The 19,459-nt window shown below is 67.7% G+C and carries 25 protein-coding genes, 1 pseudogene and 1 riboswitch; of the genes and pseudogenes, 13 read left to right on the top strand and 13 right to left on the bottom strand.

Features of this window, described 5'->3' with window-relative positions:
• Nucleotides 1-91: 91 nt before the first annotated feature.
• Together ACWDUN_RS09500 and ACWDUN_RS09495 are read right to left on the bottom strand one after the other, a co-directional pair.
• Complete coding sequence (locus ACWDUN_RS09500; RefSeq protein ID WP_449927749.1) at nucleotides 92-517, bottom strand: pyridoxamine 5'-phosphate oxidase family protein; 426 nt, start codon at nucleotides 515-517, stop codon at nucleotides 92-94.
• Between the two features lie 4 nt (nucleotides 518-521).
• Nucleotides 522-1,256 carry a hypothetical protein gene (locus ACWDUN_RS09495; protein ID WP_449927747.1) on the bottom strand — a complete coding sequence of 245 codons (735 nt, stop codon included), beginning with the start codon at nucleotides 1,254-1,256 and terminating at the stop codon, nucleotides 522-524.
• A gap of 91 nt (nucleotides 1,257-1,347) precedes the next feature.
• Here ACWDUN_RS09495 and ACWDUN_RS09490 point away from each other — a divergent pair, with 91 nt between their 5' ends.
• A complete protein-coding gene (locus tag ACWDUN_RS09490; RefSeq protein ID WP_449927746.1) occupies nucleotides 1,348-2,337 on the top strand; it encodes an LLM class F420-dependent oxidoreductase in 990 nt (329 codons plus the stop codon).
• Here ACWDUN_RS09490 and ACWDUN_RS09485 read toward each other — a convergent pair.
• Nucleotides 2,318-2,683 (bottom strand): SgcJ/EcaC family oxidoreductase, encoded by a 366-nt coding sequence (locus tag ACWDUN_RS09485; RefSeq protein WP_449927744.1) that lies wholly within the window; start codon nucleotides 2,681-2,683, stop codon nucleotides 2,318-2,320. The genes ACWDUN_RS09490 and ACWDUN_RS09485 overlap by 20 nt on opposite strands.
• The gene (locus tag ACWDUN_RS09480; protein ID WP_449927742.1) at nucleotides 2,670-3,374 is read right to left on the bottom strand and encodes an SDR family NAD(P)-dependent oxidoreductase; all 705 of its coding nucleotides are present in this window, start codon (nucleotides 3,372-3,374) and stop codon (nucleotides 2,670-2,672) included. The genes ACWDUN_RS09485 and ACWDUN_RS09480 overlap by 14 nt, the downstream gene beginning before the upstream one ends.
• Before the next feature lie 117 nt (nucleotides 3,375-3,491).
• Between ACWDUN_RS09480 and ACWDUN_RS09475 the strand changes: the two genes are divergently transcribed.
• On the top strand, nucleotides 3,492-4,424 hold the full coding sequence (locus ACWDUN_RS09475; RefSeq protein ID WP_449927740.1) for a LysR family transcriptional regulator: 933 nt from the start codon (nucleotides 3,492-3,494) through the stop codon (nucleotides 4,422-4,424).
• 42 nt (nucleotides 4,425-4,466) lie between these two features.
• Here the strand turns inward: ACWDUN_RS09475 and ACWDUN_RS09470 are convergent.
• Nucleotides 4,467-5,417 (bottom strand): annotated as a pseudogene (locus ACWDUN_RS09470) (YbfB/YjiJ family MFS transporter); the annotation flags it as partial.
• 188 nt (nucleotides 5,418-5,605) lie between these two features.
• Here ACWDUN_RS09470 and ACWDUN_RS09465 point away from each other — a divergent pair.
• Nucleotides 5,606-6,280 (top strand): SDR family oxidoreductase, encoded by a 675-nt coding sequence (locus ACWDUN_RS09465; protein WP_449927738.1) that lies wholly within the window; start codon nucleotides 5,606-5,608, stop codon nucleotides 6,278-6,280.
• A gap of 7 nt (nucleotides 6,281-6,287) precedes the next feature.
• Complete coding sequence (locus ACWDUN_RS09460; RefSeq protein ID WP_449927736.1) at nucleotides 6,288-6,632, top strand: cupin domain-containing protein; 345 nt, start codon at nucleotides 6,288-6,290, stop codon at nucleotides 6,630-6,632.
• On the opposite strand, the gene ACWDUN_RS09455 is transcribed toward ACWDUN_RS09460, so the two are convergent.
• Complete coding sequence (locus ACWDUN_RS09455) at nucleotides 6,629-7,042, bottom strand: DUF5313 domain-containing protein (protein WP_449927734.1); 414 nt, start codon at nucleotides 7,040-7,042, stop codon at nucleotides 6,629-6,631. The two genes, ACWDUN_RS09460 and ACWDUN_RS09455, sit on opposite strands and share 4 nt — an antisense overlap.
• A 54-nt stretch (nucleotides 7,043-7,096) precedes the next feature.
• On the opposite strand from ACWDUN_RS09455, the gene ACWDUN_RS09450 reads away from it, so the two are divergent.
• The 4 genes from ACWDUN_RS09450 to ACWDUN_RS09435 all read left to right on the top strand — a co-directional run bounded on the left by ACWDUN_RS09450 (nucleotide 7,097) and on the right by ACWDUN_RS09435 (nucleotide 9,279).
• Nucleotides 7,097-7,594: a MarR family winged helix-turn-helix transcriptional regulator gene (locus ACWDUN_RS09450; protein ID WP_449927732.1), complete on the top strand. Its 498-nt coding sequence runs from the start codon at nucleotides 7,097-7,099 to the stop codon at nucleotides 7,592-7,594.
• A gap of 84 nt (nucleotides 7,595-7,678) precedes the next feature.
• Nucleotides 7,679-8,434 carry an EspA/EspE family type VII secretion system effector gene (locus ACWDUN_RS09445; RefSeq protein ID WP_449927730.1) on the top strand — a complete coding sequence of 252 codons (756 nt, stop codon included), beginning with the start codon at nucleotides 7,679-7,681 and terminating at the stop codon, nucleotides 8,432-8,434.
• Nucleotides 8,435-8,436: 2 nt separating this feature from the next.
• Nucleotides 8,437-8,766, top strand: a complete 330-nt coding sequence (locus ACWDUN_RS09440; RefSeq protein WP_449927729.1) for a type VII secretion target — start codon at nucleotides 8,437-8,439, stop codon at nucleotides 8,764-8,766.
• A gap of 18 nt (nucleotides 8,767-8,784) precedes the next feature.
• Complete coding sequence (locus ACWDUN_RS09435; RefSeq protein ID WP_449927727.1) at nucleotides 8,785-9,279, top strand: YbaB/EbfC family DNA-binding protein; 495 nt, start codon at nucleotides 8,785-8,787, stop codon at nucleotides 9,277-9,279.
• Between the two features lie 8 nt (nucleotides 9,280-9,287).
• Here the strand turns inward: ACWDUN_RS09435 and ACWDUN_RS09430 are convergent, their stop codons facing one another.
• Genes ACWDUN_RS09430 through ACWDUN_RS09420 form a run of 3 tightly spaced genes read right to left on the bottom strand, consistent with a single transcriptional unit; the run spans nucleotide 9,288 to nucleotide 13,790 of the window.
• Complete coding sequence (locus ACWDUN_RS09430; RefSeq protein WP_449927725.1) at nucleotides 9,288-9,800, bottom strand: MmpS family transport accessory protein; 513 nt, start codon at nucleotides 9,798-9,800, stop codon at nucleotides 9,288-9,290.
• 32 nt (nucleotides 9,801-9,832) lie between these two features.
• Entirely contained in the window at nucleotides 9,833-11,482 is a 1,650-nt protein-coding gene (locus ACWDUN_RS09425) for a DNA repair helicase XPB (RefSeq protein WP_449927723.1), read from the bottom strand.
• A gap of 34 nt (nucleotides 11,483-11,516) precedes the next feature.
• A complete protein-coding gene (locus ACWDUN_RS09420) occupies nucleotides 11,517-13,790 on the bottom strand; it encodes a helicase-associated domain-containing protein (RefSeq protein ID WP_449927721.1) in 2,274 nt (757 codons plus the stop codon).
• Between the two features lie 57 nt (nucleotides 13,791-13,847).
• Here ACWDUN_RS09420 and ACWDUN_RS09415 point away from each other — a divergent pair, with 57 nt between their 5' ends.
• The 4 genes from ACWDUN_RS09415 to ACWDUN_RS09400 are packed head-to-tail and all read left to right on the top strand — an operon-like array spanning nucleotide 13,848 to nucleotide 15,400.
• The gene (locus tag ACWDUN_RS09415) at nucleotides 13,848-14,039 is read left to right on the top strand and encodes a hypothetical protein (RefSeq protein WP_449927719.1); all 192 of its coding nucleotides are present in this window, start codon (nucleotides 13,848-13,850) and stop codon (nucleotides 14,037-14,039) included.
• A gap of 44 nt (nucleotides 14,040-14,083) precedes the next feature.
• Nucleotides 14,084-14,509 carry a cyclic pyranopterin monophosphate synthase MoaC gene (moaC, locus tag ACWDUN_RS09410; protein WP_449927821.1) on the top strand — a complete coding sequence of 142 codons (426 nt, stop codon included), beginning with the start codon at nucleotides 14,084-14,086 and terminating at the stop codon, nucleotides 14,507-14,509.
• Nucleotides 14,506-14,982, top strand: coding sequence for a MogA/MoaB family molybdenum cofactor biosynthesis protein (locus ACWDUN_RS09405; RefSeq protein WP_449927717.1), 477 nt, complete (start codon nucleotides 14,506-14,508; stop codon nucleotides 14,980-14,982). Before moaC ends, ACWDUN_RS09405 begins: the two co-directional genes overlap by 4 nt.
• On the top strand, nucleotides 14,972-15,400 hold the full coding sequence (locus ACWDUN_RS09400; protein ID WP_449927819.1) for a molybdenum cofactor biosynthesis protein MoaE: 429 nt from the start codon (nucleotides 14,972-14,974) through the stop codon (nucleotides 15,398-15,400). The genes ACWDUN_RS09405 and ACWDUN_RS09400 overlap by 11 nt, the downstream gene beginning before the upstream one ends.
• Before the next feature lie 87 nt (nucleotides 15,401-15,487).
• Here ACWDUN_RS09400 and ACWDUN_RS09395 read toward each other — a convergent pair whose 3' ends face one another.
• The 4 genes from ACWDUN_RS09395 to ACWDUN_RS09380 form a co-directional block, all read right to left on the bottom strand.
• Nucleotides 15,488-16,747 carry a transglycosylase family protein gene (locus ACWDUN_RS09395; protein WP_449927715.1) on the bottom strand — a complete coding sequence of 420 codons (1,260 nt, stop codon included), beginning with the start codon at nucleotides 16,745-16,747 and terminating at the stop codon, nucleotides 15,488-15,490.
• Nucleotides 16,748-16,756: 9 nt separating this feature from the next.
• Nucleotides 16,757-16,931, bottom strand: a riboswitch (cyclic di-AMP (ydaO/yuaA leader).
• 245 nt (nucleotides 16,932-17,176) lie between these two features.
• The gene (locus ACWDUN_RS09390) at nucleotides 17,177-17,431 is read right to left on the bottom strand and encodes a MoaD/ThiS family protein (protein ID WP_449927713.1); all 255 of its coding nucleotides are present in this window, start codon (nucleotides 17,429-17,431) and stop codon (nucleotides 17,177-17,179) included.
• 5 nt (nucleotides 17,432-17,436) lie between these two features.
• Complete coding sequence (moaA, locus tag ACWDUN_RS09385; RefSeq protein WP_449927711.1) at nucleotides 17,437-18,492, bottom strand: GTP 3',8-cyclase MoaA; 1,056 nt, start codon at nucleotides 18,490-18,492, stop codon at nucleotides 17,437-17,439.
• Nucleotides 18,489-18,887 (bottom strand): YccF domain-containing protein, encoded by a 399-nt coding sequence (locus tag ACWDUN_RS09380; protein ID WP_449927709.1) that lies wholly within the window; start codon nucleotides 18,885-18,887, stop codon nucleotides 18,489-18,491. Before ACWDUN_RS09380 ends, moaA begins: the two co-directional genes overlap by 4 nt.
• A 110-nt stretch (nucleotides 18,888-18,997) precedes the next feature.
• Between ACWDUN_RS09380 and ACWDUN_RS09375 the strand changes: the two genes are divergently transcribed.
• Entirely contained in the window at nucleotides 18,998-19,408 is a 411-nt protein-coding gene (locus ACWDUN_RS09375) for a cold-shock protein (RefSeq protein WP_449927817.1), read from the top strand.
• Nucleotides 19,409-19,459 lie beyond the last annotated feature (51 nt).

Here is a 19,459-nt window from a genome sequence, read left to right as displayed (position 1 = left end):
GAATCTGTCGACCTCAGGGTCTGACTTACACTCACGCGCCACAGAGCGCTCTGAGGCACCCCGCCCCAAACACCCTTAATTCAGCAGTCTCCTAGAAGCCGCCGAGATCGGCGGAGAACCAGTGCTGCGGGCGCAGATACACCGCGACGCTGGGGCCGTGTTCACGGCGGGCCATCTCCAGATAGGGCTCGACGGCCTCGGGCGGCAGATAGCGCTTGGTCATCTCGACGAGCTGCTCGTCGGTGCCCTCTTCGATACGGGCCACGGCACCGTCGACGGCGACGTAGCGCACCGTCGGTTCGACCCGGTCGACCATCAGCGACAGATGGCCGGCGGCCTCGATCAGCCGGTGCTTGCGTGATCCGACGCCGGTCAGGAACCAGGGCTGTCCGCCCGGGGTGTACTGGTACCAGATCGGCAGCGTCAATGGTCCGCGGGTGGGACCGGCAGCTATCGACAGCGCCGCGACATGCGGCTCAGCCAGGAACGCCTCACGTTCTTCCCGGGAGAGCGGCATGGCTCTAGAGGCAGGGTCGGAAGAACAGCAGCTTCGGACCGCAGATGCCCGAGGCACCGAGCTTCGGCGGACCGATACGCGGCATGCCGATCTTCGGCATTTCCGGCATCCCGATCTTCGGCGGGCCCGGCAGCTCGGGCAGACCGATCGGCGGCGGCGGGGGCAGCTGGAACTGCGGCAGCTGGGGCAGCTGCAGCGACGGCATCGAAGTGGCCACGCGGGCCACGTCGGAGGCCGCGGCGAAGGTCTGGCCCGTGACCTGGGAAGCGTTGGCCAGGGAAGTGAAACCGTTACCGGTGGCACCGACACCCGGCAACAGCCCGAAGAATGCCAGCGTCGCAGCGGTATCGGCGGACGCCGCGGCGATCAAAGCCGGCCAGCCGACCACGGTGTCGACCGTGTTCACCACGGTGCCCCAGATCTGGTTGGCCCGCGGGATCGCGCCGAGATTGTTGGCCAGCTGCCAGGCACCGCCCATCTGCTCGGGCGTGAGCTTGGCCACAGCCGGGGTTTCGGCCTTGTCCAGCGCGGCGGCCAGCAACGTCTGGCACTCGCCGGTGCCCGAGTTGCGGACCTCGTTGCGCTTGCAGTTGTCCACGCAGGCACCGTTGTAGTTGACCTGACCTGGGTTGCAGGTGGTCTCGGCGCCGCTCGGTGCCGCCGTGGCGATGGCAACAGCGGTCAGCGGCATGACGGCCGCCGCGATGGCAGCCGCAAAGCGACGTCGGGTGGCAGTCATGACCAGGTCCTCACCGAATGGATGTAGCGAACAAACTTCTGCGAGTGTAGACGATTTAACAATGGCGCGGGCGGGCCTAGAGTCGAGGGCTATGCGCTTCGGACTGTTCATCCCGCAGGGTTGGCGACTCGATCTCGTCGGCATCCCCACCGAAAACCACTGGTCAGTGATGCACGAGCTGGCTCGCTACGCCGATAACAGCACGTGGGACTCGGTGTGGGTCTACGACCACTTTCACACCGTTCCCGTTCCCACCGATGAGGCGACCCACGAGGCCTGGACGCTGATGGCAGCGTTCGCGGCCACGACAGAACGGGTCGAGCTGGGACAGATGTGTACCGCCATGTCGTATCGGAATCCCGCCTACCTGGCAAAGGTGGCTGCAACCACGGACATCATTTCGGGTGGCCGCGTGCAGATGGGCATCGGCGGCGGCTGGTACGAGCACGAGTGGCGCGCCTATGGCTACGGATTCCCCTCGGCGGGGGAGCGGTTGGGCCGTCTCGACGAGGGCGTGCAGATCATGCGGGACGCCTGGCGCGACGGCCGCGTCACGCTGGACGGTAAGTACTACCAGGTCAACGACGCCATCGTGGCGCCCAAACCGCTGCAGGACGGCGGCCCGCCGCTGTGGATCGCCGGCGGTGGAGAGAAGGTCACCCTCAAGATCGCGGCCAAGTACGCCAAGTACACGAATTTCAGTTGCGTGCCCGCGGACTTCCAACACAAGTCGCAGGTGCTGGCCGAACACTGCCGTGCGGTCGGCACCGACTTCGACGCGATCGTGCGGTCGGCCAACTTCAACGCCGTCGTCGCCGCCACCGAGGACGAGGTGAAGGAGCGGTTGGAGCGGATTCGCACCCGTCAGGTGGACAAGGCCGGCGAGGCGGCGGTCGACGCCATGCTGGCCAACGTCGCCTCACCGGACTCGGCCACCGGCACTCCCGAGCAGATCGTCGAACGGCTGACCCGGATGCGTGATCTCGGCTGCGAGTACGCCATCCTCTACTTCCCCGAGGCGGCCTATGACCGCTCCGGCATCGAACTGTTCGAGCGCGAGGTCATTCCGGCCTTGCGCTGACCTGATACTGCGCGACCCGCCATCCCTCGGCGGTCTCGGTGACGACGACGCCCAAGTTCAAGCTCACTCCGGAGCCGTCGGCGAAGGTGAAGTCGGCCTGCAGGTAGCCCAACAGCACGGTGTCGCTCAGACGGCGGCTCTCCAGGAACGAGTATTCGACTCTGAGCCCGGCCGGCTGCCCGTCGTAGTAGGCGAACACGGCGTCGCGGCCCACCCCGTAGGGCTTGAGACCCTGGAAGATCGCGTCCTCGGTGAACGCCGCGGCGGCGCGGCCGGGATCGTGGTCGTCGATCCCGGCCTTCCACTCGTCGAGCACCGTGCGCAGAACGGTCTCAGTGTCCGGCATGCTGGCCTCCGTCGACGTGCAGGATCTCGCCGGTCACGAAGCCGGCGTTCTCCAGATACAACACGGCGTCGACCACCTCGTCGAGTTCGCCGATGCGCTGCTGCGGATTCAGTTGTGCCAGTGCGGCGTACTCGTCGTCGGCGTGCATCGGGGTGCGGATGATGCCGAGTGCGACGGCGTTGGCACGGATACCGCGGTCGGCGTATTCGACGGCCAGCGACTTGGTGGCGGCGTTCAGGCCGCCCTTGGTCAGCGAGGCCAGCACCGAGGGAGCGGCCTTGGTGGCCTGGTCGACCAGGCTGGTGGACACGTTGACCACATGTCCGCCGTCGCCCATCACGGCGATGGCCGCGCGGGTCACCTCGAAGAAGCCGCGCAGGTTCACCCCGGTGATGGCGTCATAGTCGGCGTCGGTGTACTCGGTGAACGGTTTGGCGATGAAGATGCCGGCATTGTTGACGACGGTGTCGACGCGGCCGAACCGTGCCATGGCCGCATCGATGATGCGTTGTCCGACACCGGGTACGCCGATGTCACCGGCGACGGTCAGCACCATCGGATCGTCGCCTTCGGTGATGCTGCGGGAGTTGGCGACGACGGCGTAGCCGAGCTTGCGGTAGCCGGAAACCAGCGCCTCGCCGATGCCCTGGGAGGCGCCGGTGATGATGACGACGCGGGTGGGATTACTCATGGTTCGTGCCTTTCTGGTGGGTTCTGCACCGGTCAACCTCATTCCAGGTGCCGCACGTCCCGGTTGATAGGACCGGAAACCTCGCTGGTGATAGCGCACGCCTACTACGCTGACCGGGTGGAATTGCGGCAGCTGCGGTATTTCGTGACCGTCGCCGAGGAACTGAACTTCGGCCGGGCCGCCGAGCGCCTGCACATCGCGGGGCCGTCGCTGTCCCAGCAGATCAAGGCGCTGGAACGTGACCTGAAGGTGCAGCTGTTCGATCGCGACCGCCGGTCGGTGGCGCTGACGGCCGCCGGCGCGGCACTGCTGCCCGACGCCCGCTCCCTGGTGCGGCAGGCCGACGAATTGCGCAGGCGAGTAACGGGTTTGGCCACCGACGACCCGGTGCGGATCGGCTGCGTGAACTGGTGCCCGGTGGACTGGTCCGAGCGTGCCGCCGGGGTGGCCACCCTGCGCGTGGACACCTGGGTGATGCCCTCGCACGCCCAGGCCGCCCGGGTGGCCGACGGCAGCCTCGATCTGGCGATCTGCTGGGTGCAGAACTCCGATCTGTCCGAGTTGGACCTCTCGGCGCGGCTGGTGGGGGTGGACCGGCTCTACGCGCTGTCGGCCGGATCCGACGCCGGTCCCGTCGACGCGAAAGACACCGTCGTGCTGGTGGATACCGACACCGCCACCTGGTCGTCGTGGAACCGCTATGCCGAACAGTTCGCCGCGGCCACCGGTGCCCGCGTCATGCGTACCGACGACGGCGGCGTCACCGGGCCGACCTTCTTCGAACACGTGCGCCGGCTGGGCCGGCCGGTCCTCAATAATCCCAAGGGCCAGAACGACTCCGGCGCGGGTGATCTGGTTCGCCGACCGGTGTGCGAGCCGGAGCCGTTGTGGACATGGTCACTGGTGTGGCGCCGGGCGGAGGACCGGGCCTCGGTGCTGGCCGTCGTCGACGCCTTCACCCGCGATGTCGGTGACCTCGGTATCGGCGCCGACGGGGTGTGGCTTCCGGTGGATGATCCACATCAGCGCGCAGACCACGGCGGCCAGTAGCACGGTCACGCCGCCCGCACCGAGCGCCAGCTGAAAGCCGCTGTGCAACAGCGGGTTGACCAACAACGGGCCGACGATCTGTCCCACCGAGTAGCCCGCGGTGAGAACGGCGACGGCTCCCGGGGCGCCCAGCATCCGGCCGTGGCCCAACGCCAGCGTGCTCACGCCGATGAAGGTGCCGCCGAACAGGATTGCGCCCAGCATGGCCGTGGCGACTCCACCGGTGCAGGCCAGCGCGATCCCGGCCGCTTGTAGGAGCAGCGCGACGGTGAGTAATCCCGGCCGCGACCAGCGGCTGGAGACGCGGTCCCACAGCGCCGCCGACGGGATCACCGACAGCCCGACCACCAGCCAGGCCGCATCACCCATGCGACCGGGTGACCGCTGCGCCAGTGCGGCGACCAGGAAAGTGCCCGCGACGATATAGCCGATGCCCTCGAGCGTGTAGCCGCCGAACAGCAGCCAGAAGCCGGGCCGGTCGCGGTGCCCGCTGTCGCCCGCCGGTGCCGCGGCGGGCCCGGGGCGGATACCCCACGCAAGCGCAGTCAACACGACCGCCAGCGCCGCGACCGCCCACCACGCCGTCCGCCAGTCTGTCGGCACCACCAGGACGAGGCCGGCCGACAGCGCGATCCCTACGCCCACACCACCGAAGCCGAACCCCACGTGCCGGGGCACGCTGTCCAGTAGAGCGTTCACCGCGATGACGAATGCCAGCGCGCTGCCCAGTCCAGCGATGGTTCGCAGCGTCAACCAGAGCGGCACGGCGGTGGTCAGTGGCATCGCCAGCAGGCTCAGTGTCACCGCCGCCAGACTGGTTTGGCACATCGCGCGGGAGCGGCCCAGCCGTGGGACGACCGCCGTGGCGACGGCCCCCACCAGATAGCCGACATAGTTGGCGGTGGCCAGCTGCCCGGCGGCCTGCGCGCCAAGCGGAGTCTGAGCCGTCATCAGCGGCAGGATCGGTGTATAGGCGAACCGTCCGATTCCCATGGCCGCGGCCAGTGCCGCCGCGGTCCGGGCCACCGGCCACAATGTGGATTGCATCGGTCCATGGTCACCGCGAACCCGCGCCGCTGACCACGACGCACACGCTTGCAGCTGTGAGTCGAAACCTCTCAGTCGGCGGGATGAGCGCTGTTGCGAAAGGTGTTGAGGGCGAACAGACAAAGGAGTACATCATGAGCACCAACATCACCGTCCTGATCACCGGCGCCAACCGCGGTCTGGGTCGAAGGATCGCCGAGGAGTTCCTCGCCCGCGGCGCCAAGGTGTACGCAGGGGCGCGGCGGCCCGAGAGGGTCGACATTCCCGGCGTCATCCCGGTGCGGATCGACATCACCGATCCCGAGTCGGTGCGTCAGGCCGCCGAAATCGCCTCGGATGTCACGATTCTGGTGAACAACGCCGGGATCTCCACCAGGGCCAACCTGTTGTCCGGCCCGATCGAGGACATCCGCGCCGAGATGGACACGCATTACTTCGGCACCTTGACCGTCATCCGCGAGTTCGTGCCGGTGCTCGAACGCAACGGTGGCGGGTCCATCCTGAACGTGCTGTCGGTGCTGTCCTGGATGCACCCGGCCACTTCCGGTGCGTACGCCGCGGCCAAGGCTGCCGCCTGGGCGCTCACCGATGCGGTGCGCGACGAACTGGCCCCGCGCGGTATCGGCGTCGCCGCCCTGCACGTCGGCTACATGGACACCGATATGGTCAGTTATATTCCGGCAGAACAGAAAACGGATCCCGCGCTGGTCGCGCGGTTGGCCGTCGACGGGGTACTGTCCGGGGCCACCGAGATCCTGGCCGACGACTGGGCGCGACGCGCCAAGGAGACCTTGTCACAGGTGCGATAGTGGACACATGGAGAAGATCTCACTCACCGCACTGGCCCGTGAGCACCTGGAGACCGCCCGCGCCCACAACAGTGGGCGCAGCGCACACACCGTCTACGGCGGTCATGAGCACAGCCTGCGTCAGACGCTGGTGGCGCTGACCGCCGGCAACGGTTTGGACGAACACGAGAGCCCGGGCGAGGCGACGCTACAGGTGCTTCAGGGTCGGGTTAGGCTGACCACGGCCGACGCCGGCTGGGACGGAACGGCCGGTGACCATCTGGTGGTGCCGCCCACCCGGCACGGGCTCGAAGCTCTCGAGGATTCGGTGATCCTGTTGACCGTCGTGAAGGCAGTCGGGCCGCACGTCTAGAAGGGGCTGGGATTGGACTGCCACTTCGCCTCATCGGGGCGGGCGCCGTAGCGCCGGGCGTAGTCCTCGTGCAGCCGGGCGTTCTTCTCCCGGTTCAGCGTGTCGATGAGGGCGGGGTCCAGTCCGTGCTGGGACAACCGGTGCCGACGCCACACCTTGTTCAACACGAAGGCCATGATCAGCGCCCAGGTGTAGATCGGCACCGTCATCTCCAGGTGCACGTACAGCGATGCGGGCAGCAGCCACAGCGGGGCCAGGATGATGGCGGGCGGGATCGCGTAGCGCAGCATGTGGCGGCGGATCGCGCCCTTGCCGGTCAGGTCCTCCTTCACCCACTCACGCATGGATGCCGGCAGTCGCTTGCCGTAGGCGTAGAGAATCCGCTGCATGATGGTGGGGGTGGCGGCCATGATTTAGATCGTACCCTAACTAATAGGGGCCTAAGCAAGTAGTACGCTGTGATGATGGCTTCATCGTCGGCAGAGCCGGAAGTAATCGGGGACCTGGACCCGCTCGCCCTGGAACGTCAGGTGTGCTTCGCGCTGGCGGTCACCAACCGCGCCGTGCTGGCCGTGTACCGGCCGCTGCTCGAGCCGCTGGGCCTGACCCACCCGCAGTATCTGGTGATGTTGGCACTGTGGGACAACGACAAGGCCGGCGGTGACGCGCTGTCGGTCAAACAGATCGCCACCCTGCTGCAGATGGACTCGGCGACCGTCTCGCCGATGCTCAAGCGGCTGGAGGCACTGGGCTTCATCAGTCGCGCCCGCAGCGCCACCGACGAACGCACCACGCTGGTCAACCTGACCGAGGGTGGCGCGGCGCTGCGCCGGCAGGCGCTGCAGATCCCGCCCACGGTCGTGAGCCGTCTCGGTGTCGACATGGCCGAGCTGGAACAGCTGCACACCGTGCTCACCCGGATCAACGCCGCGGCGGTGGCCGCCGGGGCACTGGACGCTTAGATCGCCGGACCCCGCCTAACCGGCGGATTGGTGCGTCTGAGCCTGTTGAGCCGGTGTTAGCCTCGATTGCGGCGGGGGTGAGATGTGGGCGTTTTCGACTTTATGGACAACATCGTCGACGGTGTTTCTGAGGTCGCGGAGAAAGCGAAGAAGGCCGCCGAGTGGGTCGTCGAGATCGCGGACAACCTCGGATTGCCGAAATTGAGCGAGATCGCCAAGACGACCGCTGATGGCGCCGGGAAACTCATCATCGCTCCAACCTTCATCCTCCAGGAGGGGCAGAAACACATCGATCGGATGCTGAAGTCCTGCGGTGAGGGCAATCCGGACCACGCCAACCAATTCACCCATTCCGCGGAGGCTTTCAAGTCGGCACAGGCTCCGTTGAAGGGTGCGTATCCCAGTGATCAGTGGTCCGGCGGGACCGCGGCCGACCGCTACTCGGAGAAGAACAAGGACCAAGAGAACAAGGTGGCCACTCTCGCCGGCCTGGACCGTGAATTGCACCGGCTGATCAGCGCCGAGGCCGATCTTCTGCCGCCGATCCGTAAATCATTGGAGATCCACCACAACGACCTGGCGGACTTCGGCAACCTGACCCAGTACATCGGAAGGCTGGGGTCCTACGGCAAGGCCGCGCAGTTCATGATGGAGACCGCGATGGTCGCGACGACGCTGGCCATGGCGATACCGGAGTACGAGGGCATGCAGGACGAGGCGGACGCGATCGCGCGGTCGGTGGCCAAGGTCGGTGACGAGTACAAGAGGATCGCCGACGACGTCACCATCTCGGATTCCGCCAATGACTACGACCCCGTGACACCGCCGACAGGGAGTTGACGATGAGCACACCGCTGAGTCCGCTGCAGGTCACCGCATCGCACATCCGTGTGCTCGCCGATCAACAGACTCAGGCCGCTCGCGCCGTTTTCGATGCGCGACTAACGGCCGGCGATGTTCACGTCAACGTCGAGAAGACACACGGCACCGTGTGTGATGACACTGCCAAGGCGCTCAAACGTGCGGAGGAGGAACGCCAACGCGCGAGCCGGATGGTCCAATCTCAATCGGAGGATCTCGCCGTCAAGCTCGAGCATGCCGCCGAGAAATACGATGCCATCGATGCTCAGGAGAAGCAGAACCTCGATCGGCAGATGCAGCCCGGTGGCTGAGTCGACGGAGGTCCGGCCGTGAACGGCGGATCCTGGGATGACGATGACGACGATGACGTCCCGGAGGAGCAGGGCGGCGAGTTGGCGGCCCTGGATTTCAGGGGATTCACCGCGTCGGCGGACGATGAGCACCACGACGACGCTTCGGAAGTTGAACCGTCGGCACCGGACGAGGACGCCGATGTCCCGGTCTTCACCGTGACCAATCCGGCCGGCACGGTCTCGGTCACGGCGTACCTCACTGGACCGGTCAAGCGGGTGGAGCTTGATCCGACCGTGGTCAGGATGACCGAACGCGAACTCGCAGAGGAGATCCGAGTGCTCGCCGATCTCGCGCAAGCCAAAGCGCGGTCGGTGATGCACACCTTCTTGCTGGAGGGACTGACCCGGATGGGACACGACCGCTCCGAGTGGAGTTCTATCCTCAGCGATGCAATACAGCTGCCCTCACCGGAACAGGCGGCCGAGGAGATGGCCGGAGTTTTCGCCTCCAGGTATCGGGACGGGCACTGACGTGCTGATCAGAACTCGTTCAGCCGTCCGCCGCACCCGACAAACCCGCTCACTGTTCGGTCCTCGATGAGCGTTCTTCCATCCGCGGTCACTCGGCAAGTGAGTTCTTGATCAGATGCGTCGACCGTCTGCGCGGAGACATCGAAGTACGCATCCTCTCCCTCCAGCGTGACTGTCTCGCGCCACGGAAGTGCCGCCGTCGCTAGATGCTCTTGTCCCTTGTCGCTGTAGTAGATGAGTTCCACCGAATCGACCGCGCCCGTCACTTCATAGGTCACCACGGTGCGCTGCTGAGTTTGCGCGTCGTCATCACCCCCGGAGCCGAAGGCGATGAGCCCGATGGCCGCGACCACAATGATGACTACGAGAACTGCGCCGATCCCGATGATCCACGGCCACGGGCCTTTTCGTTTGGCGGATGGTTGCGGCGGGAAAACCGGATAGCCCGGCGAAGGACCCTGCTGGCCGCCCCACGGCTGTCCACCGGGTGGCGGGTAATAGCCCCCGTCATTACTCGTCACCGTCGAACTCCTCGGGTAAGGGTCTGTCCAGTCTAGATCGCCGGACCCAGCAGGTCGTCCGCATCCTTGATGATGTAGCCGTAGCCCTGCTCTGCCAGGAACCGCTGCCGGTGCGCGGCGTACTCGGCGTCCAGGCTGTCGCGGCTGACCACCGAGTAGAAGATGGCCCCGCCGCCATCGGCCTTGGGCCGCAGCAGCCGGCCCAGCCGCTGCGCCTCCTCCTGACGCGATCCGAAGGTGCCCGAAACCTGCACGGCCACCGATGCTTCCGGGAGATCGATGGAGAAGTTCGCCACCTTGGACACCACCAGGGTGCGGATCTCACCACGACGGAACTGGTCGAACAGTTCCTCGCGCTCGGCGTTCTTCGTCGAACCCTGGATCACCGGGGCGTCGAGCTCTCGGCCGAGTTCGTCGAGCTGGTCCAGATACGCGCCGATCACCAGCGTCGGCTCGCTCTTGTGCTTGTCCAGGATCGACTTCACCACCGCGATCTTGGTGTGCGCCGTCGAGCACAGCTTGTAGCGTTCCTCGGGTTCGGCGGTGGCATAGAGCATCCGCTCGTTGTCGGTCATCGTGACGCGGACCTCGATGCACTCGGCCGGGGCGATCCAGCCCTGGGCCTCGATGTCCTTCCATGGCGCGTCATAACGCTTGGGCCCGATGAGCGAGAAGACATCGCCCTCGCGGCCGTCCTCACGGATCAGTGTCGCGGTCAGCCCGAGGCGACGCCGGGACTGCAGATCGGCCGTCATCCGAAAGACCGGGGCCGGCAGCAGGTGCACCTCGTCGTAGATGATCAGGCCCCAGTCGCGGCTGTCGAACAGCTCCAGATGCTTGTACTCGCCCTTGGTGCGCCGCGTGATCACCTGATAGGTGGCAATCGTGACGGGGCGGATCTCCTTGCGCTCGCCGGAGTACTCGCCGATCTCGTTCTCGGTCAGCGACGTACGGGCGATCAGTTCGCGCTTCCACTGCCGGCCGGCCACCGTGTTGGTGACCAGGATCAGCGTCGTCGCACCGGCTTTGGCCATGGCGGCGGCACCCACCAGCGTCTTACCGGCACCGCACGGCAGCACCACCACACCGGACCCGCCGGCCCAGAAGGAGTCGGCGGCCATCTCCTGATAGTCGCGCAGCGCCCAGCCGTCCTGATCCAGCGTGATCGGGTGCGCCTCACCGTCGACGTAACCGGCCAGGTCCTCGGCCGGCCAGCCGATCTTGAGCAGCATCTGCTTGACCCGGCCGCGTTCACTGGCGTGCACGATCACGGTGTCGTCGTCGATGCGCGCCCCCAACATCGGGGCGATCTTCTTGTTGCGCAGCACCTCCTCGAGCACGGCGCGGTCCAAGCTGACCAGGGTCAGGCCGTGGGCCGGATGCTTGATCAGCTGCAACCGGCCATAGCGCGCCATGGTGTCGACGATGTCGACCAGCAGCGGCTGCGGCACCGCGTAGCGGGAGAAGCTGACCAGTGCATCGACGACCTGTTCGGCGTCGTGCCCGGCGGCGCGGGCGTTCCACAGCGCCAACGGGGTGATCCGGTAGGTGTGGATGTGTTCGGGAGCGCGTTCCAATTCGGCGAACGGCGCGATCGCCGCGCGCGCGGCGCCGGCGAGTTCATGGTCGACCTCGAGCAGCACCGTCTTGTCGGACTGCACGATCAATGGGCCCTCGGTCATGCCTGGCCCCTCTGGAGGGAAGTCATCCCATCCATTATCCAGAGTCGGCCGACACCACCGATGTCACGCGATGGATGGCGAACTCTCGGACCCGTCCGGACGCCGGATCGAAGGCCGTCAGCTGACCGCCGCGGATGTTGATCGGTGCGACGACGCGCTGCGTGGCCACCCCGGCCGGGTCGACGTAACCCATCACCACCGAGGTCTGCTCCACCGCGGCCTGCTGAAGCAGCGCGATCAGTACGGCCGGGTCCAGCCGCTCACCGGACCGCGGGGTTGCGGCCACGCTGCGCATCACCGCGATGATCGCGCCCAGGGTCTGCGGCGTCGGCGCCGTCAGCGGACGGAACACCCGGCGACGGCTCAGCGTGGGCACCCGGGCGCCGCGGGCGCGGATGTCCAGCACAGCACCCGTCGAGTCCTCGGCGGCCGGCACGAACCCGCCGGCCCGCAGCGCGGCCAGCACATCACCGATCGGGGCCTGCGACACCGCGACGGTGGGCGCCAGGATGCGAAGCTCCAGCACCTCCGCGGCCGGGGTGGCCACCGCCTGGGCCAACAGGGCCGGGTCCTCGCACCGCACGAACGATGCCGCCATGCCGACCCGCAGCTGACCGTGTCGGCGCGCGACGTCGTCGATCAGATAGGTCAGGCCCTGCGGTACCGGGGTCTTGGAGTGCCTCTCGAAGAACGCGTGTAGTTCACCCGCGGTGCGGCCGGCGTCCAGGGCACGCCGGATCGAGGACTCGCTGATCCGGTACACCATCGCCGCACCGGCCGACTCGACCGACGCCACCGCGTCGAGCTGCTCGGCGAGTTCGCGCAGCAGCGGCCCGGGCACCACGACGGTCAGGTCGGCCTGCAGCAGGAAATGGTCCAGCGGTGCGGGCAGCACCTTGTCCATCGCGGCGATCGTCGCGTCGTCATCTTCCTCGGCGGCCTGGGTCAGCAACGCCCGGGTCGGGGTGGCGATGGCCCCGCGGCCCACCAGCCCGACGGCGTGTGCCTCGCGCAGCAGATCGGTCACCGGGCCCAGTTGCAGTCGCGCCGCCCAGCGGGGTCGCTGCCACATCATCGCCAAGGCCGCGGACTCGGCGTCCACCCCGGCGCCGGGAGCCAGCTCGTCGAGCACCGTCAGCAGCAGCCGCCGATCCAGCGGGGCGGCGGTCGAGTACAGCGCGTCGGACAGCACCCCGTAGGGCTTGCCGTCCGGCCCACGATGGCCGACCAGGCTGGGCCGCGCCGGCAGATTCAGCCACGTCCACGCGATCAGCTGCCAGCGTGCCGCGGTCGAGGCCTCGATGAAACGGTCGGCGCCGACCGTCGGCGCCCAGTACGGCGAGTTACCCGCGGCGGGCTCGGGATCCGGTGTGCCCGGCGCCAACAGTCCGGCCGCCGCCGACAGCTCCAAGATCAGCGCCAGCCGCTGTTCGTCGATCCCGGTCAGCTTGGTCAGCTTCTTGACGTCGCGCACGCCCAGGCCGCCGGCTCGCAATTCGGAGACCGGGCCGTCCGAGAGCGTCTGGATGAGCACGTCGATCTCACGCAGCAGGTCGATGGCCGCACCGGCGGCCACCGAGTCGACGTCGGACTGCGTGGTGGTGTGCACCGTCGGATCCGGCCGACGCAACCCGGTCGGACCTGGAAGATCACCGCGTAGGACCTGAGCGACGAGCCGCGGCAGGATCACGGTGTCGCCGGTATCGCTCGGGATGCGGTGCAGCAGGCCGGCGGCCAGCAGTTGCTGGGCCGGGCGGTCGGCCGGCGCGCCGGGAATCGCGTCGCGGGTGCGGCCGACGGGGGAGCCCTCGACCAACCGGGTCAGCAGTTCCGTACACGGTTCGTCGAGCCCGTCGAGCAGTTCCCGGATCTGCGCGGCGGTCAACTCGGGCCCGTCGTGCACGGCCTGTCCCGGGTACCAGGGCAGGCCTGCGGCCACTTCGGACACCACGCGCAGCGTCTCGTCTCCCCAGACCAGCGCACGCTCCTGCAGATCCTCGAGGGCCGCCTTGACGTCGGCTTCGTCGGCCCGGACACCGATGAAATCGGCGATGGCGTCCCGCGGCACCGGGGCGGTTTCGGCGTGCAGCACCAGCAGCGCGTCCAGCACCGCCAGATGCAGGTAGTTCAACCCGTCGGTGGCAGCCTTGACCGACTGGCGTGCCTGTGCGCGGGCAGCCAGCGCCGCGATCGTGCTCGGCGGCGGTTGGGTCAGGTCGGGTCGCAGTTCGAGCAGCCGGACCAGGCGTTCGTCGGGCAGGTCGGCCAACCAGACGCCGAGGGGCATGCTCTTAAATCCCTGGGTCATTGCTGACCAGCGTAAAGCAGCGTCCCGCTCTCGCCACCGCTCGTAGTACCTGCCACAATGTCGGATGTGGCAGACAAGAAGAACCAATACGTCGACAATGGCTGGCCCGAGGTGGCCGACGGCGATCACGCGGTCAGCGAGCTCGTCAGCAACCGCGCCGGTGCGATGTCCCCGTTCGGTGAGGTGACCTTTCCCCTGCCGGCCGACGCCCTGCCCTACGTGCACCCGGTCACCGTCGTCAACCGATAGCGGTGAGCGGCCTCTCCCACCTCGACGAGTCGGGCGCGGCGCACATGGTCGACGTCACGGCCAAGACCGCCACCAAGCGCACGGCCGTCGCGCAGGGGGCCGTGCACACCCGCGCCGATGTCATCGAACTGATCGCCGGCGGCGGGCTGCCCAAGGGTGACGCGCTGCCGACCGCGCGCGTCGCGGGCATCATGGCGGCCAAGCGGACCAGCGACTTGATCCCGCTGTGCCACCAGTTGGCACTCACCGGTGTTGATGTCGAATTCGACATCGGCACAACAGAAGTCATCATCACCGCCACCGTGCGCACCACCGACCGCACCGGGGTCGAGATGGAAGCGCTGACCGCGGTGAGCGTGGCCGCGCTGACGGTCTACGACATGATCAAGGCCGTCGATCCCGCCGCCCACATCGAGGGCGTGCACGTGCTGCGCAAAGAGGGCGGCAAGACCGGCACCTGGACACCATGAGGACGGCACGGGTCGTCATCGCCTCCACCCGGGCCGCCGCGGGTGTCTACTCCGACCGCACCGGCCCGATCATCGTCTCCTGGCTGCGCGAGCGCGGTTACGAGGCCGCCGAACCCGTGGTGGTGGCCGATGGCAGCGATGTCGAGGCGGCGCTGCGCCAGGCCCTGGCGGATCGGGTCGCGGTCACCATCACCTCGGGCGGCACCGGCATCTCGCCGACGGATCGCACCGCTGATATCACCGCCGCCCTGGTCGATTACCAGATTCCTGGCCTGGCCGACGCCATCCGCCGGTCCGGGCTGCCGCATGTGCCGACCGCCGTGCTGTCCCGCGGAGTCTGCGGGGTCAGTGCCGGCACCCTGATCATCAACCTGCCCGGTTCCTCGGGCGGGGTGAAGGACGGCCTGGACGTGCTCGACGATGTGCTGGCGCATGCGCTGGACCAACTCGCAGGAGGCGATCATCGGCGCTGACGTGGTGCGCGTGGCCCTGTCCGAGGACCCGATCTCGCTGACCGAACACGAGGACCTGGTGGCCCACGAGGCCGCCGGTGCGGTGGTCGGGTTCTCCGGTGTCGTGCGTGACCACGACGGTGGGCGCTCGGTGACCCGACTGGAGTATTCGGCCCATCCGTCGGCGCTGCAGACGCTGACCGAGGTCGTACACGAGGTGGCGGCCACGGCCGAAGGGGTGCGCGCAGTGGCGGTGAGTCACCGCATCGGCGACCTGCGCATCGGTGATGCCGCGCTGGTGGTCGCGGTGTCGGCCGATCACCGCGAGGCGGCCTTCGCGACGTGCGCGCTGATGGTCGACACCGTCAAGGAGCGGCTACCGGTGTGGAAGCACCAGTTCTTCGGCGACGGCACCGATGAATGGGTCAATTCGGCCTAGGTCCCCAACACAATGTCGCCCTGACAGCCGAGTTATCGATATATATCGATAACAGCGCCGTCAGGGCGACATTGCGTTTGGGTCGGGTCAGGGCAGCGGAGCCGGGGGAACCGGCAGCGGCGCCGGCGGCACCGGGGCGCCGGGCGGGGGCACCGGAACCTGCGGTTGCCCGGCCGGGGCATTGCCGGTCAGCGAGCGCTGCGTGGTGATGGCGATCAGCGCGTCCTTGCCGGTGATCTGCTGCTGCTGGACGGCATTCCAGATCTGGCGCAGGTAGCTGACATTGGCGCTCTCGTTCGGCATCACGTTCGGGTCGAGCGTGGTGCCGGGTGCCAAATTCTCCGGGGTGATCAGGTGCGGGACGCCCTCGGCCGCGACCGGCAGGTCACCCGAGATGGCCTGGTTGGCGGCATCCATGGCCGGCTGCGGAATCTCGACGCCGACCGGTGCGGCGGGCGCCGCAACGGCGGCCGGAGCGGGCGCCGGTGCCGGCGCCGGGACGGGAGCGGGCGGAACCGGCAGGGCCGGCTCCAGCGGCATCGGGGCCTCCAGCGACCACAGCTGCGGCTGCTCATCGGCCGGTGCTGCGTCGACGGTGTCCCAGTTGGCGGCGTCGACGATCGGTGCCGGGGGCAGCGCAGCGTCGAGCGGCAGGGCGTCCACCGGGGCGCCGGGCAGCGGTGCCGCCGGGTCGACCGGAGCCTGCGGGGCCGGAGCGGCGAGCGCGACGGCGTCGATCGGTGCCGGGGGCAGCGGGGCGGGCGCGGGTGCCGGGGGCAGCGGGGCCGGGGCGGCCAGCGGCACGGCGTCGATCGGTGCCGGGGGCAGCGGGGCGGGGGCCGGCGGAAGGGGAGCGGGCGGCAGGGGGGCCGGGGCGGCCAGCGGAGCCGGAGCGGGCGGCAGGGGTGCCGGCGGCGGGGGAAGCTGGGGGTTCAGCAGCGGATTGTCCAGCGGGGCGGGCTCGGCGACCACATTGCGCGGGGTCGGACCGGACAGTCCGCGTCCGCAGGTGGGCCAGGCACCCTTGCCCTGATTGGCGAGCACGCGCTCGGCGACCGCGATCTGCTCTTCCTTGGTGGCCAGGTAGGCGACCGGGGCGAATTCACCGCCGCCATGACCGGACCAGGTGCTCGGCGAGAACTGCAGACCGCCGTGATAACCGTTGCCGGTGTTGATGGCCCAGTTGCCGCTGGATTCGCAACTCGCGACGGTGTCCCACTCGGCATCGGTGGCAGCGCCGGCCTGACCGGCCAGTGCGATGCTGCCACCGCCGATCACTGCACCGGTGAAGGCGATTTTCGCGACGCTTACGGAAGATGACGTGGGCTTACGGTGCCGTCCACTCATGAAGCTAGAAGGTCCTCTCGTCAGCGCCCGCGAGGTCAGCTGTCGGGTTCGGGCAGGAGAGGTTGCCCGGCTTTGTCGTGATGACCAAAGCTTCACCCCAAGGAACCAAGTGGTCCCTGGTCTGCTTTTCGGCGGACCGGGTGGGTCCCCCGCCTCCATCCAGTGGTTCGGGTGGTCCCTCGCCCGATGGATGGAGCTCGGCGCAATCAAACGAGGGGGGCCATCCGATTTGGGTCGAACGGCTTGGCAAGACGGTAACCGGTGAAACTGCGAGCGTCATCTCGACCGCGCGTCGGCGTTTCCTATGCCTAAGAATTCTGAGAGGACTTTAAAGCCGCAGGGAATTCGGGCGTTTCCGCAGGTGTTTTCACGACTCAAACCGCAGGTCGTCGCACTGTGACCGTTTTGTTATGTGATGTAAATCACGGACTATCCGCCGGCGAACGGGGGTAAGACATCGACGGTTTGCGTTGTTTCAAGCGCAACCGCTTTATCTCGTACCGCGATGCCGTCAACCAAGAACGAGCAGCGTGCGAGCACCTTCGCCAATTCTGGCCCGCGTCCCGACAGTCGCTCGACCAACGTGTGAACAGTGGTGCCGGTGGGACAACGCAACGTTTCGGTCTCGATCCCCGCAGCGGCCCGGGCGGCGGCGAAATACCGGATGCTGATCTGCAGGTCCACCGCGCTCAGCCGCCGATGGCACTCATCGGGCGGTCCGGCTGGATGAAGCTCGGATCATTGATCCCGTGCCCGGCCGGTTTGGCCCACATCGCCGACCGCCAGGCGGCCTCGACCGCGTCGTCGTCGGCGCCGCCGCGCAGCAGCACGCGCAGGTCGGTCTCCGTGGACGAAAACAGGCAACTGCGGATTTGTCCGTCGGCGGTGAGTCGGGTGCGGTCGCACGCACCGCAGAACGACTCCGAGACCGAGGCGATGACGCCGACGGTCCCGGTTCCGCCGTCCACGCGCCACAACTGTGCCGGAGCCGAACCGCGCGGCGCGGTGTCCGGACGCAGATCGAAGTGCCGGCGCAGGGTGCTCAGCACCGTCTCGGCCTCGATGGTCTTGGCCCGGGACCATTCGTGTCCGGCGTCCAGCGGCATCTGCTCGATGATCCGCAGCTGGTAGCCGTGCTCCAGGCAGAACCGCAGCAGGGGTACGACATCGTCGAGCCCGGTCCGCGGATCCAGCACCGCGTTGACCTTGACCGGACCCAGCCCGGCCGCGGCGGCCGCGGCCAGCCCGGCCAGCACATCGGTCAGTCGGTCACGGCGGGTGATCTGGGCGAAATGCCCGGGGTTCACGGTGTCCAGCGAGACATTCACCCGGTCCAGTCCGGCCTTCTTGAGCCGTGCCGCCCGCTTGGCCAGCCCCAGACCGTTGGTGGTCACCGCGATCTCGGGACGGGGACGCAGTGCCGCGGCGGCCGCGATGGTCTGCTCCAGGTGCTGCGAGACCAGCGGTTCCCCGCCGGTGAATCGGATGCTGTCGATACCCAGGCGGGTCACCGCGATGCGCAGCAGGCGGGCCAGCTCATCGGCGCTGAGCAGCTGAGCCTCGGGAAGCCAGTCGAGTCCCTCGGCAGGCATGCAGTAGGTGCAGCGCAGATTGCACCGATCGGTGAGCGACACCCGCAGGTCGGTGGCGACCCGGCCGTAGGTGTCCACCAGCGGACCGGTGGTCGGCATGCCCGCTGTGCTGGATCGGGTCGGCATGGGCAACCCGAGGTCGGTCAACGTCACCGGGCCACTCCCGCGAAGGGTTCGTCGGTCGGCACGATCTCCTTACCCAGCGGCATCAACGAGACCGGGATCAGCTTGATGGTCGCGACGGCCAGCGGGATGCCGATGATCGTGATCGCGAAGGCGATCGCCGACAGCACGTGCCCGATCGCCAGCCAGATCCCGGCCACGATCAGCCAGATGATGTTGCCGACCGCCGCGCCGGGCCTTGCGCCCGGCTTGTCGACGACCTTGTAGCCGAACGGCCACAGCGCGTACACACCGATGCGGAACGCGGCGAAGCCGAACGGGATGGTGATGATGAGGACGAAGCAGATGAGTCCGGCCAGGAAATATCCGAGGGCCAGCCAGAGCCCACCGAAGATCAACCAGATGATGTTCAGTATCAGGCGCATGGTCTCCTCCAAGCTGTGCTCCCAGCCTACTTGTTAGAATCGGAGCAATTGCGTCCTGCGCAGGCGGGACGCATTAATTATGTGATCTACCGAGTGAACGGGTGACAGCAGTGCCGACCGGCAAGGTGAAGTGGTACGACTCCGAGAAGGGCTTCGGCTTCCTGTCTCAGGAGGACGGCGAGGACGTCTACGTGCGGTCCTCGGCGTTGCCTTCGGGTGTCGAGGGGCTCAAGGCCGGTCAGAAGGTCGAATTCGGCGTCGCTGCCGGCCGTCGCGGACCCCAGGCGCTGCAGGTCAAGCTGATCGACCCGCCGCCCAGCCTGTCACGCACCCGGCGTGAAGCCGCCGCCGCCGAGCACAAGCACACCCCCGACGAGCTACACGGCATGATCGGTGACCTCATCACCCTGCTGGAGAGCACCATTCAGCCGGAGCTGCGCAAGGGCAAGTACCCCGACCGCAAGGTCGCCCGCCGGGTGTCCGAGGTCGTCAAGGCCGTCGCGCGGGAGCTCGACGCGTAGCTCCCGCGCGCCGAACGTCGACTCGATGTCGAAAATTCGGCTGTTTGTCGA

The sequence above is a fragment of the Mycobacterium sp. NPDC003323 genome, assembly GCF_053589535.1.
The sequence above is the reverse complement of the archived record's forward strand: the minus strand, read 5'-3'. Positions and strand labels throughout refer to the sequence as shown.

Coding starts and splice junctions, on each gene's coding strand:
- ACWDUN_RS09500 (WP_449927749.1), bottom strand. CDS start 517: ATGCCGCTCTCCCGGGAAGAACGTGAGGCGTTCCTGGCTGAGCCGCAT.
- ACWDUN_RS09495 (WP_449927747.1), bottom strand. CDS start 1,256: ATGACTGCCACCCGACGTCGCTTTGCGGCTGCCATCGCGGCGGCCGTC.
- ACWDUN_RS09490 (WP_449927746.1), top strand. CDS start 1,348: ATGCGCTTCGGACTGTTCATCCCGCAGGGTTGGCGACTCGATCTCGTC.
- ACWDUN_RS09485 (WP_449927744.1), bottom strand. CDS start 2,683: ATGCCGGACACTGAGACCGTTCTGCGCACGGTGCTCGACGAGTGGAAG.
- ACWDUN_RS09480 (WP_449927742.1), bottom strand. CDS start 3,374: ATGAGTAATCCCACCCGCGTCGTCATCATCACCGGCGCCTCCCAGGGC.
- ACWDUN_RS09465 (WP_449927738.1), top strand. CDS start 5,606: ATGAGCACCAACATCACCGTCCTGATCACCGGCGCCAACCGCGGTCTG.
- ACWDUN_RS09460 (WP_449927736.1), top strand. CDS start 6,288: ATGGAGAAGATCTCACTCACCGCACTGGCCCGTGAGCACCTGGAGACC.
- ACWDUN_RS09455 (WP_449927734.1), bottom strand. CDS start 7,042: ATGGCCGCCACCCCCACCATCATGCAGCGGATTCTCTACGCCTACGGC.
- ACWDUN_RS09450 (WP_449927732.1), top strand. CDS start 7,097: ATGGCTTCATCGTCGGCAGAGCCGGAAGTAATCGGGGACCTGGACCCG.
- ACWDUN_RS09440 (WP_449927729.1), top strand. CDS start 8,437: ATGAGCACACCGCTGAGTCCGCTGCAGGTCACCGCATCGCACATCCGT.
- ACWDUN_RS09425 (WP_449927723.1), bottom strand. CDS start 11,482: ATGACCGAGGGCCCATTGATCGTGCAGTCCGACAAGACGGTGCTGCTC.
- ACWDUN_RS09420 (WP_449927721.1), bottom strand. CDS start 13,790: ATGACCCAGGGATTTAAGAGCATGCCCCTCGGCGTCTGGTTGGCCGAC.
- ACWDUN_RS09415 (WP_449927719.1), top strand. CDS start 13,848: ATGTCGGATGTGGCAGACAAGAAGAACCAATACGTCGACAATGGCTGG.
- moaC (WP_449927821.1), top strand. CDS start 14,084: ATGGTCGACGTCACGGCCAAGACCGCCACCAAGCGCACGGCCGTCGCG.
- ACWDUN_RS09405 (WP_449927717.1), top strand. CDS start 14,506: ATGAGGACGGCACGGGTCGTCATCGCCTCCACCCGGGCCGCCGCGGGT.
- ACWDUN_RS09395 (WP_449927715.1), bottom strand. CDS start 16,747: ATGAGTGGACGGCACCGTAAGCCCACGTCATCTTCCGTAAGCGTCGCG.
- ACWDUN_RS09380 (WP_449927709.1), bottom strand. CDS start 18,887: ATGCGCCTGATACTGAACATCATCTGGTTGATCTTCGGTGGGCTCTGG.